The sequence below is a fragment of the Streptomyces sp. NPDC040718 genome (assembly GCF_055593565.1).
This window is the reverse complement of the sequence record NZ_JBVIXO010000001.1, coordinates 689,506-705,182: the sequence shown is the minus strand read 5'-3', so window position 1 is coordinate 705,182 and position 15,677 is coordinate 689,506. Positions and strand designations below refer to the sequence as shown.

General features: G+C 70.7%; 21 protein-coding genes. 11 read left to right on the top strand and 10 right to left on the bottom strand.

Features of this window, described 5'->3' with window-relative positions:
* Positions 1–70 precede the first annotated feature (70 nt).
* A complete protein-coding gene (locus ACZ597_RS03220) occupies positions 71–751 on the top strand; it encodes a DUF1707 SHOCT-like domain-containing protein (protein ID WP_471324200.1) in 681 nt (226 codons plus the stop codon).
* A gap of 132 nt (positions 752–883) precedes the next feature.
* Positions 884–1,279, top strand: a complete 396-nt coding sequence (locus ACZ597_RS03215) for a WhiB family transcriptional regulator (RefSeq protein WP_386381584.1) — start codon at positions 884–886, stop codon at positions 1,277–1,279.
* 90 nt (positions 1,280–1,369) lie between these two features.
* On the opposite strand, the gene glpX is transcribed toward ACZ597_RS03215, so the two are convergent.
* Positions 1,370–2,401, bottom strand: a complete 1,032-nt coding sequence (glpX, locus tag ACZ597_RS03210) for a class II fructose-bisphosphatase (RefSeq protein WP_471324196.1) — start codon at positions 2,399–2,401, stop codon at positions 1,370–1,372.
* A 226-nt stretch (positions 2,402–2,627) separates the two neighbouring features.
* Here glpX and ACZ597_RS03205 point away from each other — a divergent pair, with 226 nt between their 5' ends.
* A complete protein-coding gene (locus ACZ597_RS03205) occupies positions 2,628–3,155 on the top strand; it encodes a DUF4245 domain-containing protein (RefSeq protein ID WP_471325121.1) in 528 nt (175 codons plus the stop codon).
* Between the two features lie 125 nt (positions 3,156–3,280).
* On the opposite strand, the gene ACZ597_RS03200 is transcribed toward ACZ597_RS03205, so the two are convergent.
* The 4 genes from ACZ597_RS03200 to ACZ597_RS03185 form a co-directional block, all read right to left on the bottom strand.
* On the bottom strand, positions 3,281–3,871 hold the full coding sequence (locus ACZ597_RS03200) for a malonic semialdehyde reductase (protein ID WP_471324193.1): 591 nt from the start codon (positions 3,869–3,871) through the stop codon (positions 3,281–3,283).
* Positions 3,872–3,979: 108 nt separating this feature from the next.
* Complete coding sequence (locus tag ACZ597_RS03195; RefSeq protein WP_471324191.1) at positions 3,980–4,216, bottom strand: exodeoxyribonuclease VII small subunit; 237 nt, start codon at positions 4,214–4,216, stop codon at positions 3,980–3,982.
* A gap of 51 nt (positions 4,217–4,267) precedes the next feature.
* Positions 4,268–5,560: an exodeoxyribonuclease VII large subunit gene (gene xseA, locus ACZ597_RS03190; RefSeq protein ID WP_471324189.1), complete on the bottom strand. Its 1,293-nt coding sequence runs from the start codon at positions 5,558–5,560 to the stop codon at positions 4,268–4,270.
* A gap of 58 nt (positions 5,561–5,618) precedes the next feature.
* The gene (locus ACZ597_RS03185) at positions 5,619–6,983 is read right to left on the bottom strand and encodes an APC family permease (protein ID WP_471324186.1); all 1,365 of its coding nucleotides are present in this window, start codon (positions 6,981–6,983) and stop codon (positions 5,619–5,621) included.
* 86 nt (positions 6,984–7,069) lie between these two features.
* Between ACZ597_RS03185 and ACZ597_RS03180 the strand changes: the two genes are divergently transcribed.
* Both ACZ597_RS03180 and ppgK read left to right on the top strand, forming a co-directional pair.
* Complete coding sequence (locus ACZ597_RS03180) at positions 7,070–8,074, top strand: 4-hydroxy-3-methylbut-2-enyl diphosphate reductase (protein ID WP_471324184.1); 1,005 nt, start codon at positions 7,070–7,072, stop codon at positions 8,072–8,074.
* A gap of 21 nt (positions 8,075–8,095) precedes the next feature.
* The gene (gene ppgK / locus ACZ597_RS03175) at positions 8,096–8,869 is read left to right on the top strand and encodes a polyphosphate--glucose phosphotransferase (protein WP_471324181.1); all 774 of its coding nucleotides are present in this window, start codon (positions 8,096–8,098) and stop codon (positions 8,867–8,869) included.
* On the opposite strand, the gene ACZ597_RS03170 is transcribed toward ppgK, so the two are convergent.
* Positions 8,863–9,360: a DUF6542 domain-containing protein gene (locus tag ACZ597_RS03170; RefSeq protein WP_471324178.1), complete on the bottom strand. Its 498-nt coding sequence runs from the start codon at positions 9,358–9,360 to the stop codon at positions 8,863–8,865. The genes ppgK and ACZ597_RS03170 overlap by 7 nt on opposite strands.
* 150 nt (positions 9,361–9,510) lie before the next feature.
* On the opposite strand from ACZ597_RS03170, the gene ychF reads away from it, so the two are divergent.
* Positions 9,511–10,599 (top strand): redox-regulated ATPase YchF, encoded by a 1,089-nt coding sequence (gene ychF / locus ACZ597_RS03165; RefSeq protein WP_471324175.1) that lies wholly within the window; start codon positions 9,511–9,513, stop codon positions 10,597–10,599.
* Between the two features lie 134 nt (positions 10,600–10,733).
* Here the strand turns inward: ychF and ACZ597_RS03160 are convergent, their stop codons facing one another.
* The 3 genes from ACZ597_RS03160 to ACZ597_RS03150 form a co-directional block, all read right to left on the bottom strand.
* The gene (locus tag ACZ597_RS03160) at positions 10,734–10,997 is read right to left on the bottom strand and encodes a type II toxin-antitoxin system RelE family toxin (protein WP_365927099.1); all 264 of its coding nucleotides are present in this window, start codon (positions 10,995–10,997) and stop codon (positions 10,734–10,736) included.
* Positions 10,990–11,259 (bottom strand): type II toxin-antitoxin system Phd/YefM family antitoxin, encoded by a 270-nt coding sequence (locus ACZ597_RS03155; RefSeq protein WP_019434848.1) that lies wholly within the window; start codon positions 11,257–11,259, stop codon positions 10,990–10,992. The genes ACZ597_RS03160 and ACZ597_RS03155 overlap by 8 nt, the downstream gene beginning before the upstream one ends.
* 168 nt (positions 11,260–11,427) lie before the next feature.
* A complete protein-coding gene (locus tag ACZ597_RS03150; protein WP_471324171.1) occupies positions 11,428–11,721 on the bottom strand; it encodes a transposase in 294 nt (97 codons plus the stop codon).
* 193 nt (positions 11,722–11,914) lie between these two features.
* On the opposite strand from ACZ597_RS03150, the gene ACZ597_RS03145 reads away from it, so the two are divergent.
* Both ACZ597_RS03145 and ACZ597_RS03140 read left to right on the top strand, forming a co-directional pair.
* Positions 11,915–12,196 carry a type II toxin-antitoxin system Phd/YefM family antitoxin gene (locus ACZ597_RS03145; RefSeq protein WP_384705275.1) on the top strand — a complete coding sequence of 94 codons (282 nt, stop codon included), beginning with the start codon at positions 11,915–11,917 and terminating at the stop codon, positions 12,194–12,196.
* Positions 12,193–12,447, top strand: a complete 255-nt coding sequence (locus ACZ597_RS03140) for a Txe/YoeB family addiction module toxin (protein ID WP_471324167.1) — start codon at positions 12,193–12,195, stop codon at positions 12,445–12,447. Before ACZ597_RS03145 ends, ACZ597_RS03140 begins: the two co-directional genes overlap by 4 nt.
* Positions 12,448–12,690: 243 nt before the next feature.
* Here ACZ597_RS03140 and ACZ597_RS03135 read toward each other — a convergent pair whose 3' ends face one another.
* Positions 12,691–12,837 (bottom strand): hypothetical protein, encoded by a 147-nt coding sequence (locus tag ACZ597_RS03135; RefSeq protein ID WP_471324164.1) that lies wholly within the window; start codon positions 12,835–12,837, stop codon positions 12,691–12,693.
* Positions 12,838–12,957: 120 nt separating this feature from the next.
* On the opposite strand from ACZ597_RS03135, the gene ACZ597_RS03130 reads away from it, so the two are divergent.
* The 3 genes from ACZ597_RS03130 to ACZ597_RS03120 are packed head-to-tail and all read left to right on the top strand — an operon-like array spanning position 12,958 to position 15,660.
* Positions 12,958–14,190, top strand: coding sequence for a hypothetical protein (locus tag ACZ597_RS03130; RefSeq protein ID WP_471324162.1), 1,233 nt, complete (start codon positions 12,958–12,960; stop codon positions 14,188–14,190).
* Complete coding sequence (locus ACZ597_RS03125; protein ID WP_471324159.1) at positions 14,174–14,944, top strand: alpha-ketoglutarate-dependent dioxygenase AlkB; 771 nt, start codon at positions 14,174–14,176, stop codon at positions 14,942–14,944. Before ACZ597_RS03130 ends, ACZ597_RS03125 begins: the two co-directional genes overlap by 17 nt.
* Entirely contained in the window at positions 14,938–15,660 is a 723-nt protein-coding gene (locus ACZ597_RS03120) for a sulfite exporter TauE/SafE family protein (protein WP_471324156.1), read from the top strand. Before ACZ597_RS03125 ends, ACZ597_RS03120 begins: the two co-directional genes overlap by 7 nt.
* Positions 15,661–15,677 lie beyond the last annotated feature (17 nt).

The window sequence follows — 15,677 nt, the reverse complement described above, 5'->3', positions numbered from 1 at the left end:
CGGCTGTGTCTGTGAGGTAAGGCTCACCCAGCAGTATCGCGATCTATCGTGTCTGGCTATGCTGGGTGGCGTGGACATGGAAAAGCACCCCGCCGCCCCTGCTCCCGCGCCCGCCGAGCCGGCTGCCGGGCCCTCCGGGCTGCGCGCCTCCGACGCCGACCGGGACCGGATCGCGCACATCCTCTCCGACGCCCTGGCCGAGGGCCGGCTGACCTCCGAGGAGCACTCCGAGCGCCTGGACACCCTGTACGCCGTCAAGACGGTCGGCGAGCTGGACCTGCTGGTCCGCGACCTCCCGGCGGCCTCGGGCGGCCACCGGCCGGCCGCCGCGCCCGAGGCCGTGGCGGCCACGGCCGCCGCCGGGCCCGTCGAGACGGTGGTCGCCGTGTGCAGCAGCTCCGCCCGCAAGGGCCGCTGGCGCCCCGGGGCGCGCACCCGTGCGGTATCGGTCATGGGCGACATCACCATCGACCTCACCGAGGCCGTGTTCGAGCAGCAGGTCACCGAGATCACCGTGACCAGTGTCCTCGGCAACGTCGAGGTCCTGGTCCCTGAGAACGTCACCCTGCGCGGCTACGGCAGCGGCGTCCTCGGCAACTTCGAAGTGCGCGGCGAGGGCGTCGCCGCAGACCCGCAGGCCCCCGTGGTGATCGTCCGCGGCTTCGCCCTGCTCGGCAACATCGAGGCCCGGCCCAAGCGCGGATCCCGCCTCGTCGACCTGGCCGAGAAGCTCCGCAAACACCTCGACTGAAACCCGACCGGGCTGCGTCCGGTTTCGGACGAACCAGGTCGCCCCGGTGGCACGCGGTGCATAGCGGCACGCGCAGCGGGTAGGGACTGGTGCATCGTCTCTCGCTCGCGTATACGTCGTCAGGAGTAGACCGTGCCGCATCCGCCGCATCAGTCCCTGCAGGCAGCCGCCGTCCAGAGTCTTCCGACGCGCCCGGCAGCCGTGCCGAAGCCGCGGGTTCCGGCCAGGGAAGAGGACGGCCCATGGCACGCCGAGGCCGTCTGCCGCAGGGACGAGGCGGGACTCTTCTTCGCACCGTCCAAGGAGCCGACCGCGGCCCGGCTCGCCCGCGAGGAGGCCGCCAAAAGGGTCTGCGCCCGCTGTCCGGTGATGGTCGCCTGCCGCGAGCACGCCCTGCTCCAGCCGGAGCCGTACGGGGTCTGGGGCGGGCTCACCGCCGCCGAGCGGCGGGTGGTGCTGGGCCGCAGGCGGCGCCGGGCCGCCGAGCTGCTCCCCGGCGCTCCCGGACCGGTCGCCGCGGCGGGCTGACCGGCGCGCGCGGCGCCGTGGACGTGCCGAAGGGGCGGCCCCCCGCACAGGGGCCGCCCCTTCGCCGTGCCGTCGCCGGCCGGACCGCTCCTACTGGGCGCGGTCGAAGTCGATGTCGCTGTAGGCGCGCAGCTTCGACAGGCGGTGCGTGGAGTCGATCTGCCGGATCGTGCCCGACTTCGAGCGCATGACCAGCGAGGACGTGGTCGCGGTCTCGGAACGGTAGTGGACGCCGCGCAGCAGCTCGCCGTCCGTGATGCCGGTGGCGACGAAGAAGACGTTCTCGCCGGACACCAGGTCGTTCGTGGTCAGGACCCGGTCCAGGTCGTGGCCCGCGTCGATGGCCTTCTGGCGCTCGGCCTCGTCCTTGGGCCACAGCTTGCCCTGGATGACGCCGCCGAGGCACTTTATGGCGCAGGCGGAGATGATGCCCTCGGGGGTGCCGCCGATGCCCATGAGCAGGTCGACGCCGGTGCCCTCGCGGACGGCCATGACCGAGCCGGCGACGTCGCCGTCCGAGATGAACTTGATGCGGGCGCCGGTCTCGCGGATCTCCTTGACGATGCCCTCGTGGCGGGGGCGGTCCAGGATGACGACCGTGACGTCCTCGGGGGCGATGCTCTTGGCCTTGGCGACGCGGCGGATGTTCACCGAGACGGGGGCGTTGATGTCGACGAAGTCGGCGGCCTGGGGGCCGGTGACCAGCTTGTCCATGTAGAAGACCGCGGACGGGTCGAACATGGTGCCGCGGTCGGCGGCGGCCAGGACGGCGATGGCGTTGGGCATGCCCTTGGCGTTGAGCGTGGTGCCGTCGATCGGGTCGACGGCGATGTCGACCTCGGCTCCGGTGCCGTCGCCGACGCGCTCGCCGTTGAAGAGCATCGGGGCTTCGTCCTTCTCGCCCTCGCCGATGACGACCACGCCGTTCATCGAGACGGTGGAGATCAGGGTGCGCATCGCGTTGACCGCGGCGCCGTCGGCGCCGATCTTGTCGCCACGGCCGACCCACCGGCCCGCGGCGAGGGCCGCGGCCTCGGTGACCCGTACGAGTTCCAGGGCGAGGTTGCGGTCAGGCGAATCGGGAGCGACTTCGAGCTGGGGCGGCAGGTTGTGCTCGGTCATCGGAGCGCACCTTTCTGTACGACGACGGCCGGGATGTGAGGGTGCTGGAACTCTATCGGTTCATCGACATATTGAGCAGACCGGGTCACGTATGAGCGGAATATCGGTCATGCCGTACGGCTGAGCGGACATCGTGTGCTCCTGGCGGGACGGCCCCGTTCCGCGCCACTCCCACCCCCGCCGGTGATCGCCGCGGGTGATGCGGGACGATGGTGCGGTGGCAGGTATGAAAGGCAAGCAGACGGTCTGGGACATGGTCCGGTCGCTGGCGGTGATCGGCGTGGTCGTGGCGGGCATCTACATATTCGTCCCCCATGACGAGGATGCCGACCCGACGCGCACGGTGGACTACCGGGTGGAGACCATCACGGCCCGGCGCGCGGCGCCGTACCCGGTGGCGGCCCCGGTGGGCCTTCCGGAGCAGTGGCGGGCGACCTCGGTGACCTTCGAGCGCAAGAACGCGAACGCCTGGCACCTGGGCTTCCAGGACCCGGACAAGCAGTACGTCGCGGTCGAGCAGTCCACCGACGCCTCGGCCAAGAACGTGGCCAAGCTCACCCAGCAGGCGAAGGCCACCGGCCAGACCCAGCAGGTCGGCGACCGGGCGTGGGAGCGCTGGGACGGCGAGAAGTACGACGCGCTCGTCCGGCAGGAGCAGGGCTACGTGACCGTGGTGACGGGCACGGCCGACTTCGAGCGGCTCGGCGCGATGGCGGCGGCGCTGGAGTTCAAGCAGGGCCCGCAGACCCCGTAGCGGCCGCGCCGCGTGCGCGTACCGGCTGAAGGCATGACGAAAGGCCGCCCGCCCCGGAACCCCGGGGCGGGCGGCCTTTTCGTCGTACGTCGTGTCCGTGCCGGTGCTCAGGCGGCCCGGGCGGCTCAGACGGTGGTGATGACCTGGTCGATGTCCAGGCGCGGGGAGCGCGGGAACCAGGCGTTCTCGCCCGGCTTGCCGATGTTGACGACCATCAGCGGGGTGTGGTCGGCGTCCAGGAACTCCTTCTGGACACCGGCGAAGTCCAGACCGGTCATCGGGCCGGCGGCCAGGCCGGCGGCGCGGATGCCGATGATGAAGTAGGCGGCCTGGAGGGCACCGTTCAGCACGGCGGCCTGCTCACGGACCGGGCGCTCGGAGAAGTAGGCGTCCTTGGCCTGGGGGAAGTGCGGCAGCAGCTGGGGGAGCTCCTCGTGGAACTCGTTGTCCGCGGAGAGGATCGCGACCAGCGGGGCGGCGGCGGTCTTGGCCTGGTTGCCCTCGGCCATGTGCTTGACGAGGCGCTCGCGGGCCTCGGGGGAGCGGACGAGGGTGACGCGCAGCGGGCTCTGGTTGAAGGCGGTGGGGCCGAACTTCACGAGGTCGTAGATGGCCTGGACCTGCTCCTCGGTCACCGGCTCATCGGAGAACGAGTTGGCGGTGCGGGCCTCGCGGAACAGCAGGTCCTGGGCAGCGGCATCGAGCACGAGAGACATCGGTAAGCCTTCTTCTATGCGGAGGTGAAGCGGTGGCTCCGACTCTACGGCCAAAGTAGATGAAATTTCAACTACTAACTGGGCGGGTGGTTCGGGTGGTGGTGCGGATCACTCCTCGCGGCCGTCCCCTTCGCCGGCCGCCGCTTCGCGGGCGGCCAGTGCCGAGTCCAGCCGGGCGCGGGCCCCTTCGAGCCAGTGCCGGCAGACCTTCGCCAGCTCCTCGCCGCGCTCCCAGAGCGCCAGGGACTCCTCCAGGGAGGTGCCACCGGCCTCCAGCTTGCGGACGACCTCGACGAGCTCGTCCCGTGCCTGTTCGTACCCCAGCGCCGTATCGGTGTCGGTCATTCCTTGGGTCCCATCGTAGGTGCGTGCTGCGCCTGATTGGCGTAGAATGTGTCAGTTTTCGAGGCGGTCTGGACCAGCGGTCGAGCCCGCCTCCACCGTCGGCTCCGGGACCTGCGGCGAAGCCGTTTCCGGGCCGGTCTCCGCGACCGCCACCGTGAACTCGCCCGCCGCCACCCGGGCCCGCAGCACCTCGCCCGCCACGACCTCCCCGGCCGCCCGCACCACGTGCCCGTCGGCCCGCTGGAGCACCGCGTACCCGCGCTCCAGGGTGGCCGCGGGCGACAGCGCGACCACCCGGGCGAGGGTGTGCTCCAGCTCCGAGTCGGCCCGGTCCAGCAGGTGCCCGAGCGTGCGCCGGCTGCGGGCAAGCAGCGCCTCCAGCTCGGCCTCCCGCGCCTCCACCATGCGCTGCGGGTGCACGAACACCGGACGCGCCAGCGCGTGCGCGAGGCCCCGCTCCTCCCGGTCCAGCAGCCCGCGCAGCGCCCGCAGCCCCCGGCCCTGGAGCTGGCGCACCCGCTCCAGCTCCTCCCCGACGTCCGGGACCACCTTCTTCGCGGCGTCCGTGGGCGTGGAGGCCCGCAGGTCCGCGACCAGGTCCAGCAGCGGGGAGTCCGGCTCGTGCCCGATCGCCGAGACCACCGGGGTGCCGGCGGCCGCCACCGTCCGTACGACCTCCTCGTCGGAGAAGGGCAGCAGGTCCTCCACGCTGCCGCCGCCCCGCGCCACGATGATCACGTCCACGTCGGGCCGCGCGTCCAGCTCCTTGACCGCCTCCACCACCTGGGGCACCGCGTGCACCCCCTGCACCGCCACGTTGCGCACCTCGAAGCGGACGGCCGGCCAGCGCCGCCGGGCGTTCTCCAGCACGTCCCGCTCGGCCGCCGAGGCCCGCCCGACCACCAGGCCGATCAGCTGCGGCAGGAACGGCAGCGGCTTCTTGCGGTCCAGGGCGAAGAGCCCCTCGGCCGCCAGCGAGCGCTTCAGCCGCTCCAGGCGGGCCAGCAGCTCCCCGATCCCGACCGGGCGGATCTCGGTCACCCGCAGGGACAGCTGCCCGCGCGGGGCGTACCACTCAGGCTTGGCCAGTACGACGATCCGCGCGCCCTCCGAGACCACGTCCGCGACCTCGTCCCAGACCTGGCGGAAGCAGGTCACGCTGACGGAGATGTCGTGCGACGGGTCGCGCAGCGTCAGGAACACCACCCCGGCCCCCGGCCGCCGGGACAGCTGCGTGATCTGCCCCTCCACCCACACCTGGCCCAGGCGGTCGATCCAGCCCCCGATGAGCCGGGACACCTGACCGACCGGCAGCGGCGCATCAGCCGACGTATTCAGACCCATGCACGCAGGCTAACCGCAGCCGCTGACAGCGTCTCAGGCCCAGGCCGTGTCTTTCGGATCATGCGGGGTCCGCGCCCCCGCGCCCGCGCTGCACGAGGAGCACCCCGAGCCCCGCCAGCAGCCACACCGCCCCCACCAGCTGCGCGGTCCGGGAGGCCTCCACGATCACCGCCACCGTCACCGCCGCCCCCAGCACCGGAACCACCAGGTGCTTCCACCACACCGGCGCCCCCTCGCCCCGCCGGACCACGAACCACCCCACCACCGACGCGTGCAGCAGGGTGAACGCCACCAGCGCCCCCACGTCCACCACGGAGACCAGGTGGTCGAGGCCGTCGTCCCGCCGGGCCGCCCACACCGCCGCCACCAGCGTCACCGCGGCCGCCACCAGCAGCGCCGCCCTCGGAGTGCCGCCCGAGGTGCGCGCCAGCGCGCCCGGCAGCCGCCGTTCCCGGGCCATCGCGAACAGCAGCCGCCCGGCCGCCGCCTGCCCGGCCAGCGCGGCGAAGGCCGCCCCGACGGCCTTGCTCGCCGCCACCAGGTCGTGCAGCCAGGGCCCGACCGAGGCCTCGACCGCGTCGTAGAAGGCCGGCCCCTGCCGCCCCGGGTCGGCCGCCAGCTCCGCCGAGGACACCGGGGCCAGCAGCGCCGCCAGGTAGGTCTGCGCGACGAACAGCACCCCGGTCAGAGCCAGGCAGAACAGCACCGCCCGGGCCACCCGGGCGCTGCCGCCGGTGACCTCCTCCGCGAAGGAGGCGATGGCGTCGAAGCCCAGGTACGACAGGACGGCGACGGACACCGCTCCCAGCACCGCCGCCGCCGAGAAGCCCAGCGAGCCGTCCCCGGTCAGCGGCGAGAGCCAGCCGCGCCGGGCCCCGCCCTGGGCCAGCACGGTCACCGCCGCCACCAGGAACACCAGCAGCACCACGATCTCCATGGCCAGCACGGCGAAGCCCACCCGCGCGGCGGCCCGTACGCCCCACAGGTTCAGGGCGGTGGTGACCACCACCGCCAGCGCCGTCCACACCCACCGCGACACCTCCGGGACCAGCGCGTTCATCGCGATTCCGGAGAACAGGTACGCCACCGCCGGGATCAGCAGGTAGTCGAGCATCGCCATCCAGCCCGCGATCAGCCCCGCCCCCTCGCCGAGCCCCTTGCGGGCGTACGTGAAGACCGAGCCGGCCTGCGGGGCCACCCGCACCATCTGCGCGTACGAGAAGGCCGTGAAGGCCATCGCGACGGTCGCGACCACGTACACGAGGGCGACCGCGCCGTGCGACTTCGCGTCGAGGGTGCCGAAGACCCCCACCGGGGCCATGGGGGCGATGAAGAGCAGCCCGTAGACCACCAGGTCCCGGAAGCCCAGGCTCCGGCGCAGCGCCGCGGGAGCCGCCGTGGCGGGATCCGTAGCGGATGCCATCGATCCTCCGGGGGACGGTCGGTACGTACGTTCGGCCAAGTCTGTGCCGAACGGGCGACGTCCGGCCTGCTGGAGACCCCCGTACGATGGAGCACATGACTGCTCCCGCCCCTGCTCCCGCCTCCCGCCGCGTCCTGCTCGCCGCCCCCCGCGGTTACTGCGCGGGCGTGGACCGTGCCGTGATCGCCGTCGAGAAGGCCCTGGAGCAGTACGGTGCTCCGGTCTACGTCCGCCACGAGATCGTGCACAACAAGTACGTCGTCCAGACGCTTCAGAAGAAGGGCGCCGTCTTCGTCGAGAAGACGGAGGAGGTCCCGCCGGGCAACATCGTGATGTTCTCCGCGCACGGCGTGGCGCCGGTGGTGCACGAGGAGGCGGCCGCCGGCCGGCTCGCGACCATCGACGCGACCTGCCCGCTGGTCACCAAGGTCCACAAGGAAGCCATCCGCTACGCCAACGAGGACTTCGACATCCTCCTCATCGGCCACGAGGGCCACGAGGAGGTCATCGGCACCTCCGGCGAGGCCCCGGACCACATCACCATCGTCGACGGCCCCGACGACGTGGCCAAGGTCGAGGTCCGCGACGAGTCCAAGGTCGTCTGGCTCTCCCAGACCACCCTCTCGGTCGACGAGACCATGGAGACCGTCGACGCGCTGAAGACGAAGTTCCCGCTGCTCGTCTCCCCGCCCAGCGACGACATCTGCTACGCCACCTCGAACCGGCAGGCCGCCGTCAAGGTGATGGGCGCCGACTCCGACCTCGTCATCGTCGTCGGCTCCAAGAACTCCTCGAACTCCATCCGCCTCGTCGAGGTCGCCCTCGACGCCGGTGCCAAGGCCGCCCACCTCGTCGACTACGCGAGCGAGATCGACGAGGCCTGGCTGGACGGCGTCACCACGGTCGGCCTGACCTCGGGCGCCTCCGTGCCGGAGGTGCTGGTCGAGCAGGTGCTGGAGTGGCTCGCGGAGCGCGGCTTCGCCGACGTGGAGATCGTCAAGACGGCCCAGGAGTCGATCGTCTTCTCCCTGCCCAAGGAGCTCCGCCGCGACCTGCGCACGGAGGCCGCGGAACTGGTCGCCGAGAAGTAAGTCCTTTCGTACCGTATGTCCATGCAGATCTTCGGTGTGGACATCGGCGGTTCAGGCATCAAGGGCGCTCCCGTGGACCTGGCCCGCGGCGAGCTGGCGCAGGAGCGCCACAAGGTACTCACCCCACAGCCGGCCACCCCCGACGGGGTGGCCGGCTGTGTCGCGGAGGTGGTCGGCGCGTTCTCCTGGGACGGCCCGGTCGGCGTCACCTTCCCGGGCGTGGTCACGGGCGGCATCACCCGTACGGCGGCCAACGTCGACCCGGGCTGGGTCGGCGTCGACGCGGCGGCCCTGCTGTCCGCCCGGCTGGACGGCAGGCCGGTCACGGTCCTCAACGACGCCGACGCGGCGGGCGTCGCGGAGATGACGTACGGGGCGGGGCGCGGTGTCCCGGGCACGGTGCTCCTGCTCACCCTGGGCACCGGCATCGGCAGCGCGCTCTTCCAGGACGGGCGGCTCGTGCCGAACACGGAGCTGGGCCACCTGGAGCTCAAGGGGCACGACGCGGAGACGCGGGCCTCGGTCAAGGCCAAGGAGGACGGGGACCTCACCTGGGAGCGCTGGGCGCACCGGCTGCAGAAGTACCTGGCCCACGTGGAGATGCTCTTCTCCCCGGACCTGTTCATCCTGGGCGGCGGCGTCAGCCGCAAGCCCGAGAAGTTCCTGCCGCTGGTCAAGGGGATCCGGGCGGAGATCGTCCCCGCGAAGCTCCAGAACAACGCGGGGATCGTCGGCGCCGCGATGGCCGCCCGCGACCGGGCGGACGGGACCGGCAAGGCCGACGGCGCTCAGTAGGCGGCGCCGGCCGTCCTGCGCTGCTGCCGGGCGGCCCGCTTGCGCCCGCTCAGGGCGGCCCGGCGCACCAGCGCGATCAGTCCGGCGGCCAGCGTGCCCGCGTACAGCCACCCGGCGTGCAGGGACAGCGCGGACACCACCCCCATGAGCTGCCCGCCGAAGCCGCCGGAGCCGCCCGAGACGGGCCACACCCCGGCGGCGAAGGCGATGGGGGCCGAGATCGGAGCGGTGACCAGGTCCGCCGGCCGCACCCATACGCCGATCGCGGCGGCGACGGGCAGGAAGAGCAGCCCGTACGCGAAGAGGGAGGAGCCGAAGAGGAGCCGGCAGACCCCCGCCACCAGCAGCATCGCCAGGCAGGCGAACAGTCCGGCGCCGAACCCGGTCAGCATGGGCCGGGGCATCCGGCGGGGCGCGACGGGGCGCCGGGACTGGGCGGGCACCCCGGCGGGCACACGGGCGGGCACCTGCGGGTGACGTACCGAACGCATCCTGTATTGCTCCACCCCACCAAACTAGGCGGGAAGGGGCCCGGATCCCCGCCCGGACACGCGTACAACCAGTGCCGCTCATCGGAAAGTAAACTGTCCGGTGGCCCACCTCCGGGCCGCCGCCCCCTCCAGCTACGGGAAGTCGCCAACGTGTCGCTCACGATCGGAATCGTCGGCCTGCCGAATGTCGGCAAGTCGACCCTGTTCAACGCCCTGACCAAGAACGACGTGCTGGCGGCCAACTACCCGTTCGCCACCATCGAGCCGAACATCGGCGTGGTCGGCGTCCCCGACCCCCGCCTGGCCAAGCTGGCCGAGATCTTCGGCTCGCAGCGCGTCCTGCCCGCCACGGTCGACTTCGTCGACATCGCGGGCATCGTGCGCGGCGCCTCGGAGGGCGAGGGCCTGGGCAACAAGTTCCTGGCGAACATCCGCGAGTCGGACGCGATCTGCCAGGTCATCCGCGCCTTCAAGGACGAGAACGTCGTCCACGTCGACGGCAAGGTCTCGCCCAAGGACGACATCGAGACGATCAACACCGAGCTGATCCTCGCCGACCTCCAGTCCATCGAGAAGGCCGAGCCGCGCCTGACCAAGGAGTCCCGTCTCCAGAAGGAGAAGGTCGCGGTCCTGGCGGCGGTCGTCGAGGCCAAGAAGATCCTCGAAGCCGGCGACACCCTCTTCTCCAAGGGCATCATGAAGGGCACGGAGCAGGGCGACCTCCTCCACGAGCTGCACCTGCTCACCACCAAGCCCTTCCTCTACGTCTTCAACGTGGACGAGGACGAGCTGACGGACGAGGCCTTCAAGGCGGAGCAGGCCGCCCTGGTCGCCCCGGCCGAGGCGATCTTCCTGAACGCGAAGCTGGAGGCGGACCTCGCGGAGCTGGACGACGAGGAGGCCCTCGAGCTCCTCCAGTCCGTCGGCCAGGACGAGCCCGGCCTCGCCACCCTCGGCCGCGTCGGCTTCGCCACCCTCGGCCTCCAGACGTACCTGACGGCCGGCCCGAAGGAAACCCGCGCCTGGACCATCAAGCAGGGCGCCACCGCCCCCGAGGCGGCCGGCGTGATCCACACCGACTTCCAGCGCGGCTTCATCAAGGCCGAGGTCATCTCCTTCGCGGACCTGGTCGACTGCGGCTCGGTCACCGAGGCCCGCGCCAAGGGCAAGGCCCGCATGGAGGGCAAGGACTACGTCATGCAGGACGGCGACGTGGTGGAGTTCCGCTTCAACGTCTGAGCGGATGAAATAACACCACGTTGCTGACGTGGCAAACATGCAGGTCAGAAGGGGTCGGACTCTGTCGAGTCCGACCCCTTCGCCGTCACCGTGCTGGATGGGTGCTGGATATTCTGACGTGGGGTCAGCGGCGATCAGGTCTCGTAAACGGTGGACCGGTGTCCGACATGAACGACCCAGACCACCAGCTCTCCGTTGTCCAGGGTGTAGACGACGCGGTAGTCGCCGACGCGCAGGCGGCGTCGCTCGGGCTGGGACACGAGTGCGGTGGTGTTGAAGCCGAGAGGGTCGGTCTCCAGCTCGGTCAGCTTGGCCAGGATGCGCAGCGCCATGTCACGAGGGATCTTCCGAAGCTCGGCCTGCGCCTCAGGTCGGAAGACGGTTCGGTACTCACTCACCTCGCGCCAGCGTCTCCCTCATGATGTCCTCGATCGGGATGCCGGGTGCCGGGTTGGCCATGCGCTCGTCGATGATCCGGTTGATCTCGCGCTCTTCCCACTCCTGATACTTGCGCAGCACCTCGATGGAGACGACGGCGGCGACTTCCTTGCCCCGACGCGTGATGACCGTGGGTACGTCGTCGCGGTCCGCACGCTCCACGACTTCCGCCAGGTGGGCGCGCACGTCGCGGATGGACTCTATGGGCAGCGGCTGCGTCATATGCTCAAGCGTACCGAGTGTGCCATGTGTACACAACCGTGGTTCGGCCGTGGTGCCGGATGTGCCGAGTGAGCTCGCACCGTGCTGGATGGGTGCTGGATAGCCACTTTCAGGGCTGTGTTTCCGCAGGTCGGAGCGCTGCGTTGAACGTTCCGCTTCAACGTGTAGTCACTTCGTTACTGCATGTTGGCTAGTTTCGCCAAACGTGCAGCGGCGCAGGACCTCGTTCTCCTGTTCCAGCAGCTTGATCCGCCGGCGTGCTTCGCGTAGCTCCGCGTTCTCCTGACTGCTCACTCCGGGCTTGGCCCCGTCGTCGATGTCCGCCCGGCGCATCCACTTCCACAAGGTCATCGGGTGGACCCCGAAGTCGGTGGCGACCTGCTCGACCGTCACACCCGGGCCGCGGTTCCTCGCGACCCGCACGACGTCCTGGCGGAACTCTTCCGGATAAGGCTTCGGCACAGCGACATCCTTCCCACCCGCCCCACGGGGCAAGCCAGATCAGATGTCACCCGATCGTGCGGCAGACCCCCTTGGTTTTTTCCCGTGCCGGGGTGGTGCTGGGATGGCTGGCAGCCCCTCAGGCGCCTCTCCCTTCTGGGCGGCACCGAGAGTGGTACGTTATTAGGTACCACTTGAGGGAAGGGGTCAGGTCATGTCCATAACTGCGAGCGAAGCCCGCAAGGAACTCTTTCCGCTGATCAAGAAGGTCAACGAGAACCACGAGGCCATCGAGATCGTCTCGAAGCACGGCAACGCCGTGCTCGTCTCGGCCGAGGACTACGCGGCGCTGCGCGAGGGCTCGTACCTGCTGCGCTCCCCGGCGAACGCCCGCCGGCTGCTCAAGGCGTACGAGAACGCCCTGGCCCACGTCAATGTGTCGGAGCGGGAGCTGATCGATCCGGACTCGGTGGACGCTGGTGCGGGTGCCGCGTGAGGCTTGTCTTCGAGGATCAGGGCTGGGAGGACTACACGTCCTGGCTGAAGAACGACCGCAAGATGCTCGCCCGGATCAACAAGCTCATCGAGGACGTCAGGCGTGACCCGTTTTCGGGGATCGGCAAGCCCGAACCTTTGAAGTACCACCTGCCTGGTGCGTGGTCGCGGCGGATCGACGACGAGCACCGCCTCGTCTACCTGCTGACCGACAAGGAGATCGTCATTCTCGCGGCTCGGTACCACTACTGACCGACCGTGCCGGGATGGTGCTGGGAGAGGCCCCTCAGGAACGACGTTTCCGCAGGTCGCAGCTCTGCACTCCACGGTCCGCTTCAACTTCTGAGCGCACACCCGTAGACGGCCTGACCTGCGAGAACGCGGGTCAGGCCGTTGTGCTGTCCGCAGCGGTCCGCAACACCTGGAGCGGCTACGTGTCGTAGACCGTGGGGCGGTGTCCGACGTGTACGACCCACGCCACCAGTTCCCCGTGGCTCACGCTTGCGGCCGCAGCCGAGTCGCGCCCGGGACGTGGATGTCCCGGCCGCCTTCGAGGGCCAAGCTGTGGCGGGCCCACCTGCGCCGGTCGTCGTTGTCGATGGCGATGGGCGCCCCGGCGTCGTACAGGTAGGGGATGTTCACGCGGCCGGGGCCCCGGAAGCGCCGAGGTGTTCCGCGTCGGCGGCGGCCATATCTCGCAGACGTCGCTGTATTCGTGGGTTAGCTTGATCGTTCACGTCCGCAGTGGGGAGGGGTGCCGTGATGAGCACGGCGGAGGCGGCAGAGGCCCGCATCGAGGACGGGGGCAACGTCCTGGTCGCGCCTTCGGCGCTGCGGGACGACGACCTGGTCAGGGAGTTCTTCGGGTCCGTGATCACGCCGGAGGAGCTCGCCCAGGTTCCGTCCGGAGGCCTCGCGGGGAAGACCGTCTACCTGTGCGGTGACGTGTCCGCGATCAGCTCCGGCCGACTGGACGGGGCGGACCGGGTGTTCGCCGTCCGGGAGCTGTCGCACGGTTACCGCGAGGACGCCGGCGGGGCGTGGACCGCCGTGGGCCTCGGCCGGGTGCCCGTCCGCGTGCACGGCGCCGGCGTGTACTACCGCCGGTTCTTCGACCCCGGCGCCGACCACTTCGGGCGGATCGGCGCGGAGCACGAGTTCCAGTCCCTGACCGAGTCCACCAAGCCCGGAACGGCCCACCGCAGCGGGATCTACCTGACGCCCGTCACGCGGGACGGCGACGAACTGCACTTCCGCCTGCTGCGGTGCTCCACGAACCTCTCGGGGCCGACCGAGGGCTTCGGCCCGACCGACACGGAGATCGTCGAGGCCCTGAACCGCGAGGCCGCGGCAGTGTTCCGCGACCACGCGCCCTTGAACCACGTCCTCGCGCAGATCTACCCCAACACCCTTGCCACGGCCGGGCGCAAGCAGGCCAAGGCGAAGATCTCCGCGCACGCGGACAAGACCAAGGACATGCCCGTCAACGGGGTCATGGCCTTCTGCACCTTCTACGACCGGCTCGACCGGCTGCAGCCCCTCGACGAGGACCCCTTCGACCACGGCGTGAAGGGTGCCAGCGGGCTGACCAGCCTCCGGTTCCGCCTCAAGGAGCCGGTCGGGGAACGCGACGGGGTCGCGCTGCCCGCGCGGTTCACCGTGACCCTCCACCCCGGCTCGGTGTTCTTCATGCCGCTGTCCACCAACCGCCTGTACACGCACGAGATCCGGCCCTCGGGGCTGGACGCCGAACTGCTGCCGACCCGGCTGGGATACGTGGTGCGCTGTTCGAGCGCCGAAGCCGTTCACAAGGACGGCGCCACGTTCCTCAAGAAGGCCGGCGGTCCGGTGAGACTGGGGCCGCCCACACCCGAGGGCATGGACGAGCTGCGCAGGCTGTACGCCGAGGAGAACAGGACCTCGTCCTTCGTCGACTACGGCGACGCGTTCCTCTTCAGCATGAACACGGGAGACTACGTTGCCCCTCGGATCTAGGATCCCGGACGAGATCCTCTCCTACGCCCTGCCGGCCGGCGAGGACCTCTTCGCGGAGCTGTCCGGGTCGGTCCGGTGGGAAGAGCTGGGGAAGGGCCGGCGGGGCGCCGTGCTCACCAGGGCCGACGAGGCGGACGGTGTGCCCCTCGTGCGCACCACCACCCGGTACGGCAGCCCGGCGCAGCGTTTCCGGGCGGTGCACGAACGGCTGGCGCGGCGGATCCAGGAGCGTGCGGCGCTTCCGGCCGGCTTCAACAACGCCCTCATCGAGCGCTACACGAACGCCTACCGGACCATGGGCGGCCACTCCGACCAGGCGCTCGATCTGGCCGAAGGGTCGTTCATCGCCGTCTTCTCCTGCTACCGGCATCCCGAAGCGGGTCCGCCGCGGAAGCTGGTCTTCGAACCGAAGGGGGACGGCGGGCAGGGGTTCGAGATACCCCTCGACCACAACGGCGTCGTCGCGTTCTCCGTCGACTCGAACCGGCGGCTCAGGCACAGGATCATCCTGGACGCGCCCGCCCCGGCGGCGGACAACGAATGGCTGGGCGTGACCTTCCGGACCTCGAAGACCTTCGTCCGGTTCCGCGACGGACACCCCCACCTCCCCGGGGGCGCGCGCCTCGTGCCGGCCGACGACGAGCAGCGGCGCGAGTTCTACCGGCTGCGGCGCCGCGAGAACGACGAGACGGACTTCACCCACCCCCCGCTGACGTACACCGTCAGCGAGAGCGATCTGGAGCCGCCGTGCTGATCCTCCTCGCCGCCTTCCTGCTACTGGCCGCCGCCTCCGCCGTACGCACCACGGCGGGCTTCGGCTTCTCCCTGGTGGCCGTCCCGCCCCTGGCGCTGCTCATCGACCCGGCGAGCGCGGTGGTGGTGGCCGGGACCATGGCCGCCCCGCTCAGTCTGTGGATCGCCGTACGCGACTGGCGGTACGTCGACCGCAAGGTCATGGCGGCCACCCTGCTGTCCGGGCTGGCCGGCGTGCCGTTCGGCGTGTGGCTGCTGGCCACGCTCCCCTCGCGGGTGCTGCTGTTCGTCATCACGGCGGTGGTCCTGCTGAGCACGTTCATCGTGTGGCGGAAGATCACCCTGGGCGGCGGCATGAAGATGGTGATGGCGGTGGGGATGCTCTCCGGAGCCTCCTTCGCCGCCACCGGCATCGACGGGCCGCCGATGGTCGCCGCGTTCCAGAGCATGCGGCTGGAGCCCCGTGTGCAGCGCGCCACGCTGGGCGTGGTGTTCTCCGGCACCAGCCTCGCCGCGCTCGCCGGCTTCGGGATCAGCGGGCAGCTCACCGCGACCGTCGGGCAGATGCTCGTCGTCGGGGTGCCGGCGCTGCTCATCGGGACATTCGTCGGCGAGAACGTCTTCCACCGCCTGAACGCCGAGCGCTTCCGACGCGTCGTCCTCGGCCTGCTGGTCGTCAGCTCCCTTTCGGTGGTCCTGCGCGTGGCCGCCGCCTGACGCCGGCCGCCTGACGC

What these genes read in the sequence shown, in the direction of transcription:
- ACZ597_RS03145 (WP_384705275.1), top strand. Translation starts at nt 11,915, where the DNA reads ATGTCCATAACTGCGAGCGAAGCCCGCAAGGAACTCTTTCCGCTGATC.
- ACZ597_RS03195 (WP_471324191.1), bottom strand. Translation starts at nt 4,216, where the DNA reads ATGACCGACACCGATACGGCGCTGGGGTACGAACAGGCACGGGACGAG.
- ACZ597_RS03170 (WP_471324178.1), bottom strand. Translation starts at nt 9,360, where the DNA reads ATGCGTTCGGTACGTCACCCGCAGGTGCCCGCCCGTGTGCCCGCCGGG.
- ACZ597_RS03130 (WP_471324162.1), top strand. Translation starts at nt 12,958, where the DNA reads ATGAGCACGGCGGAGGCGGCAGAGGCCCGCATCGAGGACGGGGGCAAC.
- glpX (WP_471324196.1), bottom strand. Translation starts at nt 2,401, where the DNA reads ATGACCGAGCACAACCTGCCGCCCCAGCTCGAAGTCGCTCCCGATTCG.
- ACZ597_RS03200 (WP_471324193.1), bottom strand. Translation starts at nt 3,871, where the DNA reads ATGTCTCTCGTGCTCGATGCCGCTGCCCAGGACCTGCTGTTCCGCGAG.
- ACZ597_RS03155 (WP_019434848.1), bottom strand. Translation starts at nt 11,259, where the DNA reads ATGACGCAGCCGCTGCCCATAGAGTCCATCCGCGACGTGCGCGCCCAC.
- ACZ597_RS03205 (WP_471325121.1), top strand. Translation starts at nt 2,628, where the DNA reads ATGAAAGGCAAGCAGACGGTCTGGGACATGGTCCGGTCGCTGGCGGTG.
- ppgK (WP_471324181.1), top strand. Translation starts at nt 8,096, where the DNA reads ATGCAGATCTTCGGTGTGGACATCGGCGGTTCAGGCATCAAGGGCGCT.
- ACZ597_RS03180 (WP_471324184.1), top strand. Translation starts at nt 7,070, where the DNA reads ATGGAGCACATGACTGCTCCCGCCCCTGCTCCCGCCTCCCGCCGCGTC.
- xseA (WP_471324189.1), bottom strand. Translation starts at nt 5,560, where the DNA reads ATGGGTCTGAATACGTCGGCTGATGCGCCGCTGCCGGTCGGTCAGGTG.
- ACZ597_RS03185 (WP_471324186.1), bottom strand. Translation starts at nt 6,983, where the DNA reads ATGGCATCCGCTACGGATCCCGCCACGGCGGCTCCCGCGGCGCTGCGC.